This is a genomic window from Lysobacter sp. Root916 (assembly GCF_001429785.1).
Taxonomy (GTDB): Bacteria; Pseudomonadota; Gammaproteobacteria; order Xanthomonadales; family Xanthomonadaceae; genus Lysobacter.
This window is the reverse complement of record NZ_LMJF01000012.1, coordinates 354,646-373,150: the sequence shown is the minus strand read 5'-3', so window position 1 is coordinate 373,150 and position 18,505 is coordinate 354,646. Positions and strand designations below refer to the sequence as shown.

General features: G+C 67.8%; 18 protein-coding genes and 1 tRNA gene. 9 read left to right on the top strand and 10 right to left on the bottom strand.

Features of this window, described 5'->3' with window-relative positions; all coding sequences use genetic code 11:
* The first annotated feature begins 56 nt into the window (after window positions 1-56).
* Window positions 57-1,487 carry an adenosylhomocysteinase gene (gene ahcY, locus ASE35_RS11225; protein WP_056179513.1) on the top strand — a complete coding sequence of 477 codons (1,431 nt, stop codon included), beginning with the start codon at window positions 57-59 and terminating at the stop codon, window positions 1,485-1,487.
* 401 nt (window positions 1,488-1,888) lie between these two features.
* Here ahcY and ASE35_RS11220 read toward each other — a convergent pair whose 3' ends face one another.
* Window positions 1,889-2,572, bottom strand: a complete 684-nt coding sequence (locus tag ASE35_RS11220) for a GNAT family N-acetyltransferase (RefSeq protein ID WP_057163866.1) — start codon at window positions 2,570-2,572, stop codon at window positions 1,889-1,891.
* A 144-nt stretch (window positions 2,573-2,716) separates the two neighbouring features.
* Here ASE35_RS11220 and metF point away from each other — a divergent pair, with 144 nt between their 5' ends.
* The 4 genes from metF to ASE35_RS11200 all read left to right on the top strand — a co-directional run bounded on the left by metF (window position 2,717) and on the right by ASE35_RS11200 (window position 6,016).
* A complete protein-coding gene (gene metF, locus ASE35_RS11215) occupies window positions 2,717-3,541 on the top strand; it encodes a methylenetetrahydrofolate reductase [NAD(P)H] (protein ID WP_057164031.1) in 825 nt (274 codons plus the stop codon).
* A gap of 109 nt (window positions 3,542-3,650) precedes the next feature.
* A complete protein-coding gene (locus ASE35_RS11210) occupies window positions 3,651-4,295 on the top strand; it encodes a hypothetical protein (protein ID WP_057163865.1) in 645 nt (214 codons plus the stop codon).
* Between the two features lie 94 nt (window positions 4,296-4,389).
* On the top strand, window positions 4,390-5,304 hold the full coding sequence (locus ASE35_RS11205; protein WP_056179502.1) for a branched-chain amino acid transaminase: 915 nt from the start codon (window positions 4,390-4,392) through the stop codon (window positions 5,302-5,304).
* A gap of 25 nt (window positions 5,305-5,329) precedes the next feature.
* Window positions 5,330-6,016, top strand: a complete 687-nt coding sequence (locus ASE35_RS11200; RefSeq protein ID WP_057163864.1) for a hypothetical protein — start codon at window positions 5,330-5,332, stop codon at window positions 6,014-6,016.
* Between the two features lie 21 nt (window positions 6,017-6,037).
* Here ASE35_RS11200 and ASE35_RS11195 read toward each other — a convergent pair whose 3' ends face one another.
* The 9 genes from ASE35_RS11195 to ASE35_RS11155 form a co-directional block, all read right to left on the bottom strand.
* Window positions 6,038-7,387 carry a HAMP domain-containing sensor histidine kinase gene (locus tag ASE35_RS11195; protein WP_056179496.1) on the bottom strand — a complete coding sequence of 450 codons (1,350 nt, stop codon included), beginning with the start codon at window positions 7,385-7,387 and terminating at the stop codon, window positions 6,038-6,040.
* Between the two features lie 4 nt (window positions 7,388-7,391).
* Window positions 7,392-8,072 carry a response regulator transcription factor gene (locus tag ASE35_RS11190; protein ID WP_056179494.1) on the bottom strand — a complete coding sequence of 227 codons (681 nt, stop codon included), beginning with the start codon at window positions 8,070-8,072 and terminating at the stop codon, window positions 7,392-7,394.
* A 485-nt stretch (window positions 8,073-8,557) separates the two neighbouring features.
* A complete protein-coding gene (gene rimK / locus ASE35_RS11185; protein ID WP_056179491.1) occupies window positions 8,558-9,469 on the bottom strand; it encodes a 30S ribosomal protein S6--L-glutamate ligase in 912 nt (303 codons plus the stop codon).
* Window positions 9,466-9,936 (bottom strand): RimK/LysX family protein, encoded by a 471-nt coding sequence (locus ASE35_RS11180; RefSeq protein ID WP_056179488.1) that lies wholly within the window; start codon window positions 9,934-9,936, stop codon window positions 9,466-9,468. The genes rimK and ASE35_RS11180 overlap by 4 nt, the downstream gene beginning before the upstream one ends.
* A 355-nt stretch (window positions 9,937-10,291) precedes the next feature.
* Complete coding sequence (locus ASE35_RS11175) at window positions 10,292-10,705, bottom strand: GFA family protein (protein ID WP_057163863.1); 414 nt, start codon at window positions 10,703-10,705, stop codon at window positions 10,292-10,294.
* 20 nt (window positions 10,706-10,725) lie between these two features.
* Complete coding sequence (locus ASE35_RS11170) at window positions 10,726-11,208, bottom strand: SRPBCC domain-containing protein (RefSeq protein WP_057163862.1); 483 nt, start codon at window positions 11,206-11,208, stop codon at window positions 10,726-10,728.
* Window positions 11,205-11,534: a metalloregulator ArsR/SmtB family transcription factor gene (locus tag ASE35_RS11165; protein ID WP_057160583.1), complete on the bottom strand. Its 330-nt coding sequence runs from the start codon at window positions 11,532-11,534 to the stop codon at window positions 11,205-11,207. Before ASE35_RS11165 ends, ASE35_RS11170 begins: the two co-directional genes overlap by 4 nt.
* Before the next feature lie 319 nt (window positions 11,535-11,853).
* Window positions 11,854-11,924, bottom strand: a tRNA-Gly gene (locus ASE35_RS11160).
* Between the two features lie 79 nt (window positions 11,925-12,003).
* On the bottom strand, window positions 12,004-13,821 hold the full coding sequence (locus ASE35_RS11155) for an autotransporter domain-containing esterase (RefSeq protein WP_056179475.1): 1,818 nt from the start codon (window positions 13,819-13,821) through the stop codon (window positions 12,004-12,006).
* Window positions 13,822-14,034: 213 nt separating this feature from the next.
* Between ASE35_RS11155 and thiS the strand changes: the two genes are divergently transcribed.
* From thiS to ASE35_RS11135, 4 genes are all read left to right on the top strand, one after another.
* The gene (gene thiS, locus ASE35_RS11150; protein ID WP_055903698.1) at window positions 14,035-14,235 is read left to right on the top strand and encodes a sulfur carrier protein ThiS; all 201 of its coding nucleotides are present in this window, start codon (window positions 14,035-14,037) and stop codon (window positions 14,233-14,235) included.
* 746 nt (window positions 14,236-14,981) lie between these two features.
* Complete coding sequence (locus ASE35_RS11145; RefSeq protein WP_056179471.1) at window positions 14,982-15,776, top strand: thiazole synthase; 795 nt, start codon at window positions 14,982-14,984, stop codon at window positions 15,774-15,776.
* A gap of 1 nt (window position 15,777) precedes the next feature.
* Entirely contained in the window at window positions 15,778-16,518 is a 741-nt protein-coding gene (gene trmB / locus ASE35_RS11140; protein ID WP_057163861.1) for a tRNA (guanosine(46)-N7)-methyltransferase TrmB, read from the top strand.
* A 130-nt stretch (window positions 16,519-16,648) separates the two neighbouring features.
* Entirely contained in the window at window positions 16,649-18,496 is a 1,848-nt protein-coding gene (locus tag ASE35_RS11135) for an SLC13 family permease (protein ID WP_056179464.1), read from the top strand.
* Window positions 18,497-18,505 lie beyond the last annotated feature (9 nt).

Here is an 18,505-nt window from a genome sequence, read left to right as displayed (position 1 = left end):
GCATTCCGGCCCCATGCCGGTCTCGACGCGGCAGACCCCAAAAATCGGAGCTAAAAATGAACGCAGTAGCCAAGACCTTCTCCACCGACGGCGATTACAAGGTCGCCGACATCTCGCTGGCCGATTGGGGCCGCAAGGAACTCGATATCGCCGAGCACGAGATGCCGGGCCTGATGTCGATCCGCAAGAAGTACGCCGCCGCGCAGTCGCTCAAGGGCGTGCGCGTGACCGGTTCGCTGCACATGACCATCCAGACCGCGGTCCTGATCGAGACCCTGAAGGACCTCGGCGCCGACGTGCGCTGGGCGTCGTGCAACATCTTCTCGACCCAGGACCACGCCGCCGCCGCGATCGCGGCCACCGGCACCCCGGTGTTCGCCTGGAAGGGCGAAACCCTCGAGGAATACTGGGATTGCACCCTCGACGCGCTGACCTTCCCGGGCGGCAAGGGCCCGGAGCTGGTCGTCGACGACGGCGGCGACGTGACCCTGCTGATCCACAAGGGCTATGAGCTCGAGAACGGCTCCAAGTGGGTCGACGAGCCGGCCTCCTCGCACGAAGAGCAGATCATCAAGAACCTGCTCAAGCGCGTCGCCAAGGAGCGTCCGGGCTTCTGGCACACCGTGGTCAAGGACTGGAAGGGCGTCTCCGAAGAGACCACCACCGGCGTGCACCGCCTGTACCAGCTGGCCGAAGCCGGCACCCTGCTGGTCCCGGCGATCAACGTCAACGACTCGGTCACCAAGTCCAAGTTCGACAACCTGTACGGCTGCCGCGAGTCGCTGGCCGATGGCCTCAAGCGCGCGATGGACGTGATGCTGGCCGGTAAGGTCGCGGTGGTGTGCGGCTACGGCGACGTCGGCAAGGGCTCGGCCCACTCGCTGCGCGCCTACGGCGCCCGCGTCGTGGTCACCGAGATCGACCCGATCAACGCCCTGCAGGCCGCGATGGAAGGTTTCGAAGTCAACACCGTCGAGAGCACCCTGGGCCGTGGCGACATCTACGTCACCACCACCGGCAACAAGGACGTGCTGACGCTCGAGCACATGTCGCAGATGAAGGATCAGGCCATCGTCTGCAACATCGGCCACTTCGACAACGAGATCCAGGTCGATGCGCTGAACGCTTCGGGCGCGACCAAGCTCAACATCAAGCCGCAGGTCGACAAGTACACCTTCAAGAACGGCAACTCGATCTTCCTGCTGGCCGAAGGCCGCCTGGTCAACCTGGGCTGCGCCACCGGCCACCCGAGCTTCGTGATGTCGAACTCGTTCTCCAACCAGACCCTGGCGCAGATCGACCTGTGGGCGAACAAGGACAGCTACGAGGCCAAGGTCTACATCCTGCCGAAGAAGCTGGACGAGGAAGTCGCGCGTCTGCACCTGGAAAAGATCGGCGTGAAGCTGACCCGTCTGACCGACGACCAGGCCGCCTACCTGGGCGTGTCGGCCGACGGTCCGTACAAGCCGGATCACTACCGCTACTGATCGACGCCGGCCGCGAGGCTGTTGCGAAGCAAGACGAAAACGGGCGCCTCGGCGCCCGTTTTTTTTGCCACCTTGTCGCGCGATCGCGAGGACGCGCGCGTGTCATGGCATCGCGAGGCCGTGCGGTTGCCACCGCACGCTACGCGCTCGCCCTTGTAGGAACGGCAATGGCGAGCATCCACTTTCGATGCGCCAACCTACCCCGTCGCAAGCTACGCGCTGGCCCCTGTAGGAGCGGCGCAAGCCGCGATCGCGCAGACGGCCGAAGCGACGCGGTCGCGGCTTACGCCGCTCCTACCCCAAAGCCGCGGCTTCGAGAATGACGCAACGCTCCGATCGCCTGCGGACGCCTGGCTCTCTGTGGGAGTGGCGTAAGCCGCGATCGCGCCAGCAAACCGAAGCTACGCCTGCACCCGCCGCAACGACCAGAACGGAATCTCGCGCCGCAGCCGATAACCGTTCTGCTCGTACAGCCCGATCGCGCGCGGATTCTCCTGGCTCACGTGCAGGAACGGGATCAGCCCGCGCGCGTGGTTATCGTTGGACAGAAACACCAGCAACCGGCGCGCATAGCCGCGGCCGTTGAAATCCGGATGCGTGCAGACCGCGCTGATCTCGGTGTACGCCTGCGTGCCCATGCGCTCGCCGATCATCGCCGCCAGCCGGCCGTCCTGATAGATGCCGAAGTAGCGCCCCAGTTCGGGCGTGCGTGGCCGGAAATAATGCGGATACACCAACGCGGTCAGCGCCAGCACGTCCTCGCGCCGGCTCTCGTCCAGGGGCACGATCTGCGGACCCTCGACCGCGGCGACCGGTCGCTCGCAGATCATCTGCGCCAGCTCGGCCAGATGCGTGAGCTGCCAGCGCGCGGACACCGCTGGCGCGCGCCCCAGCACCAGCGCGGTGTCGCCGGCCGGCACCAGGGTTTCCAGCGCGGCCTCGACCGCGGCGCCCGCCTCGGGCACGCCCAGGAACGGCGCCACCTGGGCCGGATAGCGTGCGGCCGCGCCGGCGCTCAGCGCCAGCGCGCGATGCCGGCTGGCCAGGGATTCCCAGATCGGGTTGTCGAGCACCTGTTCGGACATGCGTGTTCACCGTATGCGCGCAGCGGGGTCTAAGGTCAGGTTTGGGCCGGCAGGACCTGCGATCAAGGGCTGGTCCAACTTGATTTTATTTCATCGCGATGAAGAGATACCATGGACGCCACTCCCGTCGCCTGCCCCGCGCCCATGCTGCCGATCAGTTTCGAGTTCTATCCGCCCAAGACCGACGAGCAGCGCGCGCAGCTGGACAAGACCGCGGCCAAGCTCAAGGCGCGCAAGCCGCATTACGTGTCCTGCACCTTCGGCGCCGGCGGTTCGACCCTGAGCTACACCCCGGACACCGTGCGCCATCTGCGCGATGCGCACAGCCTGGACGCCGCGCCGCATCTGTCCTGCGTGGGCGGCACCCGCGCCGAGATCCGCCAACTGCTGGACCAGTACCGCGAGATCGGCTGCCGTCGCCTGGTCACCCTGCGCGGCGACCTGCCCTCGGGCATGGCCAGCGCCGGCGACCTGCGCTACGCCAACGAGCTGGTCGAGTTCATCCGCGCCGAAACCGGCGACCACTTCCATATCGAAGTCGCCGCTTATCCGGAAATGCATCCGCAGGCGCGCGACGCGCACAGCGATCTGGAGAACTTCAAGCGCAAGGTCCGCGCCGGCGCCAACGGCGCGATCACCCAGTACTTCTACAACGCCGACGCCTATTTCCGTTTCGTCGACGACGTGCGCGCGGCCGGCATCGAGGTGCCGATCGTGCCGGGCATCATGCCGATCGCCAACTTCAGCCAGCTGCGCCGCTTCTCCGACCTGTGCGGCGCCGAGATCCCGCGCTGGATCCAGCAGCGCATGATGGCCTACGGCGACGACGTCGACAGCCTGCGCGAGTTCGGCGCCGACGTGGTCGCGCAGCTATGCCAGCGCCTGATCGACGGCGGCGCGCCCGGCCTGCACTTCTACACGCTCAATCTCTCCAAGCCGACCCTGAGCGTGCTCTCGCGCCTGAGCTGAGCCGGTCAGCGCGCTCCGGCTTGCGCCGGGGCCGCGTAGGCTGCCGCAGCGTGAACGGACTGCGACCGCCGCACTGTCGCCGGCTACGCGCCGGCGCTACGCTGCGGCGATGCCTTGGTACGTCCGTGTCTGCGCCCTAGCCCTGCTGTCGCTCGCGGCCCTGTTGTGGCCGCGCGAAAGCCAGGCCCAGATCCGGCGCTGTGTCGGCCCGGACGGCGCGGCGGTGTTCACCGACCGCCGTTGCGAGGACATCGGCAGCAGCGACAGCCTCCCGCGCGCGCCCGCCGGCGCGGCCGCATCCAAGGGCGGCTATCGCGGCGGCTGCGCGCGCAACGTGCAGGACCTGGTGTACCAGATGACCAGCGCGATCGACGCCCACGACGGTAATCGGCTGGCCGGGGTCTATCACTGGACCGGTATGTCCGGCAGCACCGCTTATTCGGTGCTGGAACGCCTGGAAATCATCGCCCGGCGGCCCTTGGTCGATATCGTGCCGATCATGCCGGCCGCGGCCGCACCGCCGGTAGTAGCGCCGCCGGCGCAGAACCAGGGCTGGGTCGAGGTTGATCCCACGGCCGACATCGAACCCGGCTCCGAGCTCGCACCCGCCGCGCCCGAACCCGAGTACGTGCCGCAGGCCCGCCGCCTGCCGGTGGCGCTGCGGGTCGAACAGACCCTGGCCAACGGCAGCACGCCCTCGCACACCGTGTTCGGACTGATCCGGCACTTCGGCTGCTGGTGGATCAAGGGCTGAGCGCGGACACGCCCTGAGCGTGCCGGCGCGTGCGGATGGGCCCGGCCGCGCCGACAGGGCACAATAGCGGTTTCTCCCCCCACGGAAGCCGGCGATGCAATACCCCGAATGGATCTGGCACAACGGCGCGATCAAGCGCTGGGCCGAAGCCACCACCCACGTGATGTCGCACGCGCTGCATTACGGCTCGTCGGTGTTCGAAGGCATCCGCAGCTACGAAACGCCGGACGGGCCGAAGATCTTCCGCCTGACCGAGCACAACACGCGCTTGTTCGCCTCGGCCAAGATCTACGACATGCCGATGCCGTACACGGTCGAACAGGTCAATCAGGCCTGCCGCGACGTGCTCAAGGCCAACGACTACACCACCGATTACCTGCGTCCGGTCGCCTACCGCGGCCTGGGCGGCTTCGGCCTGTCCGCCGACACCCCGACCGACATGGCGGTGGCGACCTGGAAGATGGGCCAGTACCTGGGCGCCAGCGTGCTCGAACAGGGCATCGACGCCTGCGTGTCCAGCTGGCAGCGTTTCGCGCCGAACACCATTCCGGCCGGCGCCAAGGCCGGCGGCAACTATCTGTCGGGCCAGTTGGTCGCGCGCGAAGCGCGGCGCCTGGGCTTCGGCGAGGGCATCGCCCTGGCCTCGACCGGTCTGTTGTCCGAAGGCGCGGGCGAGAACCTGTTCCTGGTCTTCGACGGCGCGCTGCACACCACCCCGGTCAGCGCCGCGCTGCTCAACGGCATCACCCGCAACACCATCATCACTCTCGCCCGCGACGCGGGCTACACGGTGGTGGAACGCGATCTGCCGCGCGAATATTTGTACCTGTGCGACGAGCTGTTCATGTGCGGCACCGCCGCCGAGATCACCCCGATCCGTTCGGTCGACGGCCGTCAGGTCGGCGCCGGCAAGCCCGGCCCGGTGACCCAGCGCATGCAGGAACTGTTCTTCGGTCTGTTCAGCGGCAAGACGCCGGACAAGTACGGCTGGCTCGAACGCGTCGACTGAGCCGCATCCTCGGCTCACGGCGGCGATGAGTTACCGCGAGCGCTACCGCAACGGCGAGCATCGTCAGGTGACCGCGGAGCTGATGCGGCTGGACCCGCGCGAGGGCGACGCGCGCATGCAGATGCGCGCGGTCGCCGAACTGGCGATGGAGCGGGTGGCGCACAACTGCCGGCTGCTCGTCCAGCGCCTGACGGCGCACGGCTATGCCTACTCGGTGTATTGCGACCCGGACGACGGCGGCGGCGTCTCGGCACCCTTGCTCGATGCCGATGCCGTAGCGCCGACCATGTTGAAAACTCGGATCGGCGCGTTGCCGGTCACGCTGGAATGCTTCTGGCAGGCGATGGGCGGGGTCGCGCTCACCGGCACGCACCCCGATTTCCCCGACATGCTCGACCCTCTGGTGGTCTACCCGGCCGAGGCGCTGCTGGAAGAATCGGAGCAGGCCGAACGCGAGGACGACGGCCTGTTCCACCTGGCGCTGTCGCCGGACGATTACCACAAGGATAACGTCAGCGGCGGCGCGCCCTACTCGGTGGCCCTGCCGCAGGACGGCTTCGACTTCGTGCTGCTGTACGAATCGCGCGAGGCCTATTTCCTCGACTACCTGCGCGACGTCATCCTGCATCGCGGCGGTTTCGGCGCGCTGGACGCCCACGCCGCCGGCGGCGTGCCGCTGAGCGCGCTCACCGAAGGGCTGCTGCCGTTCTGAGCGACGACGACGCTCGGCGTTTCAGCCTACCAGGGCGGTCGAACCGCCGAAGCTAAGCGTCGCGACCACGCCCTTCTCCTCGCCCGGCTTGACCCGCACGTCCCAGCCGTAGAGCTCGCACAAGCGACGCACGATCGACAGGCCGATGCCGCCGCCCTGCGAATGGCCGGCGTGGGTGCCGCGGTAGCCGCGCTCGAACAGCTTGGCCGCGTCCTCGGCGCTGAGACCGGGCCCGGAATCGATCACCTCCACCCAGCGCGGATGCAGGCGCACGATCACCTCGCCCTGGGTGGTGTACTTGACCGCGTTGCCGATCAGATTGCCCAGCGCCACCGCGACCGCCGCTTCCGGCGCGTCCACGACCAGGCCACGCTCGCCTTCCACGCGCAGGTCCAGCGGCTTGCCGGCGAGCTGGGCGCGGTGCGCGTCCAGCAACTGCTCGGACAGGCGCGCGATGTCGGTAGCGCCGTGGCCGCGCTCGTTGCGCGACAGCAACAGCAGCGCGCTGATCAAATCGGTGCATTGCTGCTCGGCGCGCTGGATGCGGGCCAGGCGGATGCGGGTCTTCTCGTCCAGGTCCGAGCGCGTAAGCAGCAGCTCGACCGCGCCCTTGATCACCGCCAGCGGCGTGCGCAGTTCGTGGCTGACGTCGGCGTTGAACTCGCGATCGCGCTGGACCACGTCGGTGAGGCGCTCGGCGTAATCGTCCAGGGCCTTGGCGAGCTCGCCGACCTCGTCGTCGGGGAAGTGCGTGGCCAGGCCTTCGGGTTGCGAGGCGCGGCCGGACAGGCGCAGGCGGCGCGCCAGTTCCGACACCGGGCTCATCACGCGCGAGGCCGCCCACCAGCCGACCAGCAACGACAGCAGGGTGAACACCAGCACCGAGCCGTAGATGGCGCGGTTGAATTGCTGCTCGCCGCGCGTGGTCGAGCTCATGTCGTAAGCGAGGAAGAACCAGGCGTTGGGCGTCTTGCGTACCGCGAGTTTGTAGGCGAATGACTCGCCGTTCTCGTCCTGGCCGCGCAGGCCGTGGATGCCGTCCTTGAGTTCGAACCACTCCGGCCGGTTCACCCGCACCGAATCGAATTTGTCCGGGGTGTAGACGAAGGCGCGGATCTGGTCGACCGCGAACTCCGGGTTCTTCGGGTCCTTCTCGAACTGCAACGCGAACTGGGTGATGTTGCGGTTCATCACGTCTTCGACCAGCGCGTTCTCGACCCGGGTGCGGGTCCAGTTGGTCGCGAACGCGAACATGGTCGTCAGCCCGAAGCCGAGCAGGACGAAGGACAGAATGATGCGGCTGCGCAAGCGCCGCCGATAGCGCACCCGTTTCTTGCGCCGCTCGGGCGCGGGCGATTCCCCTGTCGCCACGCGATCAACCGTTCTCGGGCGCCGCGATGCGGTAGCCGATGCCGTGGCGGGTCTGGATCAGGGGCGTGTCGAAGGGCTTGTCGACCACCGCGCGCAGGCCGTGGATGTGCACGCGCAGGCTGTCGGAGTCCGGCAGTTCCTCGCCCCACACGCGGGTTTCCAGTTCCTGGCGCGTGACCACCGCCGGCGAGGCTTCCATCAGCGCCTGCAGGATCTTCAGCGCGGTCGGATTGAGCTGCAGCAGCTTGCCCTGGCGACGCACTTCCAGCGTGTCCAGGTTGTATTCCAGATCGGCGGCGTTGAGCACCCGCGTCTGCACGCCGCGGCCGCGGCGCGAGAGCGCGTTCAAACGCACCTCGACTTCCTGCAGGGCGAAGGGCTTGATCAGATAGTCGTCGGCGCCGGAGTCGAAACCGGCCAGCTTGTTGTCCAGGCTGTCGCGCGCGGTCAGCATCAGCACCGGAGTCTGCTTGCGCGCTTCGTTGCGCAGCTTGCGGCAGACTTCCAGACCGTCCAGCCCGGGCAGATTCAGATCGAGCACGATCGCGTCGAAGTCGTGCACCACCGCCAGGTGCAGTCCGGTGATGCCGTCGGCGGCGAAATCCACGGTATGGCCGCGGTCTTCGAGAAAATCGCCCAGATTGGCGGCGATGTCCTGGTTGTCTTCGATTACGAGTATGCGCATTGGACCTTCCTGTTTGAGCCTTCGACCCGAGGGCCGCGGCAAGGTTCCTGAACTCAGCGGCGGCGACGCGCGCCAGCCGATCATGAAGTCGAGGCGGCGAGGCTCACGATTCTGCCAGAGCCCGCGCTGTGCGCTTCTCACTCGCTCATGACGGGCCGCACCGGCAAACAAAGGCCCAAGCGCGGGGCCACCGCGCCTGGGCCAAAAGGGTATTGCCCCGATTACCGTAACCTGCTTCGACCAGATCGCTGACTTGGAAGAGCGGCATGCTGCGGTCCGGACACGCTACGCGGAAATCGATTAAACGGCTGTTAAAACGAATATTAATTATTTGTTAAACACAACCTGAAATCGCGCTTCGTTCAGGTCCGTGCTGGCGCCGCTGGCAAAGCCCGGGACGTCCGGCAGGGCGCGATGGCCGACGAATCAGACGGTTACCCGGCGTTCGCGGCAGATCGCGGCAAAACGCTAAAATGAGCGGTCCGTCACGATTTCTTGGCTGCCGCCCGTCGGGCCGAATGCCGCTTGGTGCGGCCGGCGACGTAGGCGATGACTTCGCCGGCCACGTCCACCCCGCTGGCCTCCTCGATGCCCTCCAGGCCGGGCGAGGCGTTGACCTCCAGCACCAGCGGGCCGCGATCGGAGCGGATCAGATCGACGCCGGCCACGCCCAGACCGAGCACGCGCGCGGCGCGGATCGCCACGTCCTGCTCGGCCGCGCTGGCCTTGACGCCCTTGGCGGTGCCGCCGCGATGCAGGTTGGAGCGGAAGTCGCCCTTGGGCGCCTGCCGCTTCATCGCCGCGACCACCTTGCCGCCGACCACGAAGCAACGCAGGTCCGCGCCCTTGGCCTCGGCGATGAATTCCTGCACCAGGAAATTGGCGTACAGGCCGCGCAGCGCCTCGATCACGCCGCGCGAGGCCGACAGCTTCTCGGTCAGCATCACGCCGGCGCCCTGGGTGCCCTCGTTGAGTTTGATCACGTGCGGCGGCGGGCCGAGCATCGACAGCAGGTCGGCGGTGTCGTCGGGGTTGTCGCCGAACACCGTCGCCGGCAGGCCGATGTGCTCGGCGGCCAGCAGCTGATGGCTGCGCAACTTGTCGCGCGCGCGCAGGATCGCGTCGGAGGAGTTCGGGGTGTAGGTGCCCATCAGCTCGAACTGGCGCAGCACCGCCGAGCCGTAGCGCGTGATCGAGGCGCCCACGCGCGGAATCACCGCGTGGTAGCCGGCGATCTCGCGGCCCTTGTAGTGCATCTCGAAGCCGTCCGAGTCGATGCGCATGTAGCAGCGCAGCGGGTCCAGCACGCGCACGCTGTGGCCGTGCTGGCGCGCGGCTTCGACCAGGCGCCGGGTCGAGTAGAGCTTGGTGTTGCGCGACAGGATCGCGAGCTTCATGACTGGGGGTTGTCCGAATGGGGTGCGGCAGGATTGGGCGCCGCCTTGCCGTGCAGGAACGAGCGAGCCGGATCTACCGTGAACACCCGCGCCATCGCGGTGCGGCCGAGCAGCATGGGGAAGCGCATGCCGCGACGATCCGCGAGGTTTATTTCAATTTCGCGTTCGACCCCGGCCAGACGCAGACCGGTGCGCACGAACACGCGCTCGCCGCGGTGGCCGCCGGAGTCGGTGACGACGCGTTCGTCGTGGACCGGCGCCAGGCATTCCACCACCTCAGCCCCGACCGCGCCGGGGCTGAGGCGGAAGCCGACCCAGGGTGCGCCGCCTTCGCTGAAGCGCCACTGCGCGTCGACGTGCAGCGCCGAGCTGCGCGCGCCGCTGTCGATCTTCGCGCGCAGGGCGGCCACGCCCAAGCCGGGCATCGCCACCCATTCCCGCCAACCGAGCACGATACGGGCTGCCATCGCGTCTCCGCTGCGTCGAGGTCGCCCTCAAGAAAAAACAGCGGCCGTCCGGATCAAGGGACGCGCCGCCGTCGCTGTCGGATCGAGCGCGCCATCGCGGCGCGCATCGAACCGTGGAAGTGTGGAGCGGAGGGTCGGGCCGTGGATAGCAACCGGACCTTGCCCAGCCCCGCCGCGGACGATCGAAAACTTAACGATCGACCGCTCGGGAAACCGCACCTGAAACCACGTCCATAGCCTACCTCAACAGCGCGGGGGACCTCCAGCGATGGGCGCGGGCGGCCGGTTCGCGGACACGAACCGAAGCATCGCCCCCGCGCGAAACGATGCCGCGGCCTATCCCCGTGCGGTTCGCTTACTCGGGCATGCCGTCGAATTGCGGCAAGGCCGGATCCACGCGATCCCAGACGTGGCCGCGCGCGCGATAAGTGACCATCTGCGGCCGGTAACGGCCAGGGTCGTCGAGGCTGGCCGCATGCACGGTAAATACGTCGGGCATGGCCGAGAAGGTCAGGTACACCGGCGAGCCGCAGGTGGGACAGAACGCGCGCGTCTTGACGTTGCCGCTGTCGCCCAGCAGATCCCAATGCGTCGCCGCGCCGCTGAGCTTCACCTGCGCTCGATTCGGGAACGACAGATACGATCCGTGCCCGGTACCGCTCTTGCGCTGGCAATCGCGGCACTGGCAATCGTTCATCGCCAAAGGTTCGCCGGAGATTTCGTAACGGATCGCACCGCAGGCGCAACCGCCGGTGTAAGGCTCGCTCATGTTCGTATCCAGGTTGTGCTTCAGTGCAGGGAAGTCGGCGGCGCTTGTTCGGCCGCGACGCTGTCGAGCTGCTTGAACACCTTCGGCCAACCTTCGCTGAGGTTGCGGTAGGTGGCGTCGTTGCTGGGCGCGACGAAACCGGCGTGGACCAGGCGCAGGCGCGTGCCGCCTTCGGCCGGCGACAGGTCGAAACTCACCACGGTGTCCAACAAGGCGCCGTAGCCGACGTTGCTGGCGTGGCCGCTGCGCCAGGCGAACGCGAGGCGCCGGTTCGGGCTTACCTCCAACACCTCGCAGTGGATCATGCCGTCCCAGGCGCCGCCGGGCGTGGTCTGGAAGCTGAAGCGCTGGCCGACCACCGCTTCGAATCCGCTCGGCGGCATCAGCCAGCGCGCCATCAGCGCGCCGCTGGTCAGCGTGGCCCAGAGGATCTCCGGCGCGTGCGGAAATACCTCGTCCAGCACGATCGCCTGCGTGGCGCTCTGCGATGCCGCGTCGTTCATGGGTCGATTTCCTTCAAGAGAGTGCGCAGGCTGGCGAAACGTTCGCGCCAGAACACGCCGTAGTGGCTCATCCAATCGACCAGCGGCGCGAGGCCCTCGGGCTGAGCGCGGTAGTAGACCTTGCGACCCTCGGGCCGCTCGATCACCAGGCCGGCCTGCTTCAAGGATTTGAGGTGCTGGGAAATCGCGCCTTGCGTCACCCCGCTGCCGCGTGTGAGCTCGGCCACGGAGATCTCGTCGCTACCGACGATGCGCTCGAACACCGCGCGACGGGTGGGGTCGGCGAGCGAGCGCATGACGGCGTCGATGGGGGCGGCTTGGGTCATGGAAAAACATTAGCCAATGCTTATTAATTAGTCAATACTAATTGTTATAACGAACTCATGCCATTGATAAATAATGGATTATCGTTTTCGAAAGACAGGTGCCCCCTGCTCCACCCGGCATCGGCGCAGTGCCTCCAAGCCGCACGAATCCCCATCGGCACGCTGGCGACGTCGCGCAATCGACCGCAGCCGCGGACGATCGGCGTAAGCGAACGGCTACAGCGGCCCGATGCGGATCGGCCGCGGAGACTTGAAAGAAATAGAGGCTCGCGCGGAACGCGCTTCGAATACCCGTCGAACAACGTCGGGTGAAAGATCGAGCGGGTGATGGGAATCGAACCCACGCTAGCAGCTTGGGAAGCTGCAGTTCTACCATTGAACTACACCCGCATGCGGCGAAGTCTATGCGCGCCTACGCGGGTTGGCAAACCGCGCGGACCCGTGCGGGCCCGCGCGGTTGCGATGCGGCTTAGAAGCCCGCGCCGATGGTGGCGAAGACGGTGGCGTGGTTGCCGCCGGCCTGGCCCACGGTGACGCTGCTGCCGAGGTTGGCGTCGAGCCCGAACAGCTGGGTGCGCGCGCCGATCAGCAGGGTGCCGTAGCTCTGATCGAAGTCGTGGCCGGGCACGGCGTAGGGCGCGGTGCCGGGCATCGACTGCAGACGCGCGAACACTTCCTTGTCGGCGTCTTCGAACTCGCGGTCGTAGGTCAGACGCGCGTAGGGCTTGAGGTGGTCGTTGATCGCGTAGCTCACCTGCCAGCCGGCGCTGCCGATCAGCGAGTCGAAGCTCTGATCGTTATAGGCCAGCGAAGTGGCCAGGGCCGGGTCGCTTTCCTTGAAGCCGTCGACATCGATGCGCTGGGCGACAAAGCCGATCACCGGGCCGTGACGCAGCGCGCCGTCGCCGAATTCCCAACCGGCGCTGATAGCGGCGGTCAGGTTCTTGCCGTCGGTGGAGCCGCGGTGGACGCGGCTGGTCGGGCCCAGCACGACGCGGCGGTCGATGTCGTAATCGACCTTGGTCCAGCTCAGCTGGCCGTTGACCCAGGCGTTGGCGCCGTACCAGGCCGCGAAGCCGCCGAGGGTGGCGTCGCTCTGGTCGAACTCGCCGGCGTTGCGGCCGAAGTCCAGGCTCTGCTTGCCGAAGCCGGCGAAGCCGCCGAATACCCAGTCGCCGCGGGTCCAGTCGACGCCGCCGGCGATGCTGGGGCCGCTGCCGTCGTAGACGTCGCCCTTGCCGTAACGCTGGAAGTCGCCGCGCGCGTCGGCCCACCAGCGCATGCCGTCGCCTTCCGGCTTGCCGGCCAGATGATTGGCGACGCGATCGGCGCGCGAGCGGCCGACCATGGCTTCGGAGTTCGGCAGCAGCGCGATCTGACGCGGCGCTTCCAGGATCGACACGGCGTAGTCGCCGAGGATCTTGTGCGCGCGCGAGGACGGGTGCACGCCGTCGGCGAAGGCGTAGGTGTCCGGCGCGGTCGGGTTGACGTAGTTGAGCGGGCTGCAGGTGACCGACGAGGCGGTGATCTGCGGATTGCAGGCGGTGCCGGTGACGTTGGTGATGCCGTACGGCGCCGGGTTGGCGACGATCTCGCGCAGCAGGTTGAAGGTGTCGAGCGGGATCACGCGGTAGCCGGCCGTGGCCAGTCCGCCGAACAGGGCGTTGTTGTAGGTGGTCGACAGCTGCGTGCCCGCGGCCTGCTGGGCGGCGCCGCCAGCGCGGAACTGCGGGGTCAGGCCGAGGTCGGGGATGGTCGGCACCAGGATGTACTTGGCGCCGGCGTTGGTCAGCGTGCCGACCAGGCCGATCTGCGAGGTGACCGCGGCGCCGATCAGGGTCGGCGAACCGCCGCCGGCGACCGCGAACAGGTCGTTGGCGCCGCCCCAGACGGTGTACAGCGCGCGCGAATCGGCGCGGCCGCCGTTGGCGGCGAGGTAGCCGGTGACCTGGGTGGTCAGCGACGGGATCGGGCCCAGCGCGCCGGCGGTGTTGGTGCCGGTGCGGGCGCCGCCGACGGCGTAGTTGGTGCCGCCCTGGTTGTCGCTGACGGCGTTGGTGCCGTAGTAGTCGGCCAGGTACTCCGCCCAGACCAGGCCCGGATTGGTGGTGAAGCGACCGATCTGGGCGCCGTTCGGGCCCACCGCCTGGATCAGCGCGGGGCGGAAGTGGCCGGAGTCGGTCAGGCTGTCGCCGAAGAAGACCGTCTGCGAATAGGTCTGGGCGAAGGCCGGCGCGGTCGCCAGCGCCAGGGCGGCGGCGAGCACGGTGCGAACGGGTTTGATCATGGGGTTCCCTGCGAGATCGTGAGGTGGTGTTGGTGTCGGAACTGGGCGTTTGCCGCGCTGCGACAGTACGCACGCGGATGGCTCGGCATCGAAGCATGCGGCGCTGCGACATACAAGGCGCAGTGCGTCAAAAACGCTCAGCGGGCAGCCAGCCTGGGCACAGCGACCGGCCGCCCCTGGCCGCGCGCCGGGCGGCGCGGGACAATAGCCGGCATGGACATCACTCTCAATGGCGAGCCGCGCGCTATCGCGGCCGCGACCACGGTCGCGCAACTGCTGCTGGACGAGGGCCTGGGCGAACGCCGGGTCGCGGTCGAGGTCAACGGCGAAATCGTCCCGCGCGGCGCGCACGCCGCGCATGCGCTGGGCGCGGGGGACAAAGTGGAAATCGTGCATGCGTTGGGGGGTGGGTGAGCCCAAACGAGCTTTGCACGGCACTGCCGCGCAGTTTGGGCGAACGCCCGGCCAAGGATGGCCGGGCCGGACGATCCGAAGCCGAATAGTCGCGCCATGGATGGCAACGCGCATCACCCCGAAGCGACGCCGGCAACGACGCAACACCACCTCCTATCAGTCTCACGTCGCACCCGCAGCCCATCGCGGCTTACGCCGCTCCCACAGAAGGCCGCGGCAGCTCCAACGACGCCCTAACCTGATCCATACCGCAGCCGTAGTTGCCGGTCGCGGCTTGCGCCGCTCCTACCCCTGGGCTCGAATCTCGCCTTGCCTCGGAGCCCTTCGCGGCTTACGCCGCTCCCACAGAAGGCCGCCGCGCCTCTGCTGACGTCTGAATCGCGTTCGCACCGCTGCTGTAGTTGGCGGCCGCGGCTTGCGCCGCTCCTACCCCGAGACGCGAGTTTCGCCTCGTCCTTGCAGTCCATCGCGGCTTACGCCGCTCCTTCAGAAGGCCGCGGCGCCTTCAGTGAAGTCTGAATCGCGTTCGCACCGCAGCCGTAGTTGATGGTCGCGGCTTGCGCCGCTCCTACCTCTAGGCTCGAGCCTCGCCTTGCCTTGGAGGCCGTCTCAGCTTGCGCCGCTCCTGCCCCAAAGCCCCGGCGCCACGCGCGACCCCGCTCGAACCCCACTCAGGGCTGAAAAAGCCCAGACAAAGCCGCTTCGCGATCACCCTGCGCCCCGGTCGATCGTTCATAATTCCGCCTATGACGACCCCCACCGCTGCAGACACGCTGGTCATCGCCGGCAAGTCCTACCGTTCGCGCCTGCTCACCGGCACCGGCAAGTTCCTGGATCTGGACCAGACTCGCCTGGCCACCGAGGCCGCCGCTGCCGAGATCGTCACCGTCGCGATCCGCCGCACCAACATCGGCCAGAACCCGGGCGAGCCCAACCTGCTCGACGTGCTGCCGCCGGACCGCTACACCCTGCTGCCCAACACCGCCGGCTGCTACAACGTCGACGACGCGGTGCGCACCTGCCGGCTGGCGCGCGAGCTGTTGGACGGCCACAAACTGGTCAAGCTGGAGGTGCTGGGCGACCAGCGCACCCTGTTCCCCGACGTCGTCCAGACCCTGGCCGCGGCCGAGATCCTGGTCAGGGACGGCTTCGATGTGATGGTCTACACCTCCGACGATCCGATCCTGGCCAAGCGCCTGGAAGAGATCGGCTGCGTCGCGGTGATGCCGCTGGCCGCGCCGATCGGCTCCGGCCTGGGCGTGCAGAACAAGTACAACCTGCTCGAGATCGTCGAGAACGCCAAGGTGCCGATCATCGTCGATGCCGGCGTGGGCACCGCCTCCGACGCGGCGATCGCGATGGAGCTGGGCTGCGACGGCGTGTTGATGAACACCGCCATCGCCGGCGCACGCGATCCGATCCTGATGGCGCATGCGATGAAGCTGGCGGTCGAGGCCGGCCGCGCCGCGTTCAAGGCCGGCCGCATCCCGCGCAAGCGCTACGCCAGCGCGTCCTCGCCGGTAGACGGGCTGATCGGCTGAGATGACCGACCCGTTCTCCAGCGACGGCGCCAAGACCCCGCCCAAGCCGTTCACGGTCGAGCAAGGCCGGCGCCAGGTGCGCAGCTTCGTGCTACGCCAGGGCCGCTTCACCCCGGCCCAGCAGCGCGCCTTCGACGAGCTGTGGCCGCGCTTCGGCATCGACTACCAAGGCGCGCCGCGCGACTACGACGCGATCTTCGGGCGCTCCGCCAAACGCGTGCTCGAGATCGGCTTCGGCAACGGCGAGGCGCTGCGCTACGCCGCCCAGCACGATCGCGAACGCGATCTGATCGGGATCGAAGTGCACGCTCCCGGCGTCGGCCGCCTGCTCAATGCCTTGGCCGCCGACGGTAGCGATCACGTGCGCCTGTATCACCACGACGCGGTCGAAGTGCTGAACAACGAGATCGCCGACGGCTCGCTGGACGAGGTCCGGATCTACTTCCCGGACCCCTGGCACAAGAAGCGCCACAACAAGCGCCGCCTGGTCCAGCCCGAGTTCGCGCAGTTGCTGGTGCGCAAGCTGGCCAGCGACGGTCGCTTGCACCTCGCCACCGATTGGCAGGACTATGCCGAACAGATGTGGGACGTGCTGGATGCGACCCGGGGCCTGAGCAACCGCGCCGGCGCGCGCGGCGCCGTGCCCCGGCCGGATTGGCGCCCGCAAACGCATTTCGAGACCCGCGGCCAGAAGCTCGGCCACGGGGTCTGGGATCTGCTCTACGACAAGAGCCGGGATTAGAGATTCGGGATTAGGGATTCGGAGTGGACGTCATCGCGCATCCGCAACGCTTCGCTGAAGGCATGCTCCCGGAGCATCGCCGCATCCGCTATCGCCAATCCCCAATCCCGAATCCCGAATCCCGGCCCTGATGGACACCGCGCTGACGCTCACCACCGACATGAAGCTCGTTCTCGGGCTGGTGGGCTTCACGATGGCGATGTTCCTGTTCGAGCGCATCCGCGCCGACGTGGTCGCCCTGGTGGTGCTGGTGCTGCTGGGACTGTCCGGCCTGGTCGAACCCGACGAACTGTTCAACGGTTTCTCCGGCAACGCGGTGATCAGCATCATCGCGACCATGATCCTGGGCGCCGGCCTGGACCGCACCGGCGCCCTGAACCGGCTGGCCGGCTGGCTGCTGCGGCGCGCGCACGGCGTCGAGCAGCGCCTGCTGTTGCTGACCACCGCGGTCGCCGGCCTCAACTCCTCGTTCATGCAGAACCCGTCGGTGATGGCGCTGTACATGCCGGTCGCCGCGCGCCTGTCCTCGCGCACCGGCCTGTCGCTGCCGCGCCTGCTGCTGCCGATCGCCGCCGCGATCGTGATGGGCGGCGCCCTGACCATGGTCGGCAACTCGCCGCTGATCCTGCTCAACGACTTGCTGCTCAACGCCAACAGCAACCTGCCCTCGGGCGCGGCCACGATCGAACCGCTGAAGATGTTCGCGCCGCTGCCGATCGGCCTGGCCCTGCTGGCCGCGTCGCTGGCCTACTTCCACTTCTTCGGCGACAAACTGCTCAAGGACGACAGCGACAAGGGCGCGACCCCGGCGCGCACCCAGAGTTACTTCGCCAAGGCCTACGGCATCGAAGGCGACGTCTACGAGCTCACCGTCACCGCCGACAGCCCGCTGGTGGGCATGTCGCTGGGCGAAGCCGAAGCGCTGCGCGGCGCGCCGCTGCTGCTGGCGCTCAAGAGCGACAACGAGTCGCGGCTGTCGCCGCCGGCCGACGCCCGCATCTGGGTCGGCAGCGTGCTCGGCGCGATGGGCTCCAAGCAGCACGTCAGCGACTTCGCCCAGAACCATTTCCTGCGCCTGTCCTCGCGCCTGCGCACCTTCGGCGACCTGTTCAATCCCAGCCGCGCCGGCATCTCCGAGGCGGTGATCCCGGCCACCTCGGCTTACATCGGCAAGACCGCCGGCGACCTGCACCTGCGCAAGCAGGCCGGCCTGAGCTTGCTGGCGGTCAATCGCGACAAGCAGGTGCTGCGCGAGAACGTGCGCAACGTCCCGCTGCGCGCCGGCGACATGCTGGTGCTGCACAGCATCTGGACCGACCTGGCCGACGTCGCCGCCAGCAAGGACCTGGTGGTGGTCACCGACTACCCCAAGGGCGAGCAGCGACCGCACAAGCTCAAGCTGGCGCTGACGATCTTCGCCGTGGCCATGCTGCTGGCGCTGTCCTCGCGCCTGCCGGTGTCGATCGCGCTGATGACCGGCGTGGCCGGCATGCTGATCGCGGGCGTGATCAACATCGACGAGGCCTACGCGGCGATCAACTGGAAGACCGTGTTCCTGATGGCCTGCCTGATACCGCTGGGCTGGGCCATGGACTCCAGCGGCGCGGCGGCCTGGATCGCCGGCCACACCATCGAGCGCCTGCCCACGGGCACGCCGGTGTGGCTGCTGGAGTTGTTGATCGGTCTGCTTACTACTTTGTTCTCATTGGTGATCAGCCACGTCGGCGCGACCATCGTGGTCGTGCCGCTGGCGGTCAACCTGGCCCTGGCCGCGGGCGGCAACCCGACCGCGTTCGCCCTAATCGTGGCGCTGTCGGCCTCGAACAATTTCATGACCGCGTCCAATCCGGTGATCTCGATGATCACCGGCCCGGCCGGCTACACCGGCAAGGAGCTGTGGAAGATCGGCGCGCCGCTGTCGCTGATCTATACGCTGATCGCGGTGCTGATGGTGAATCTGCTGTTCTGGGGTAAGTGAGCGGCTGCG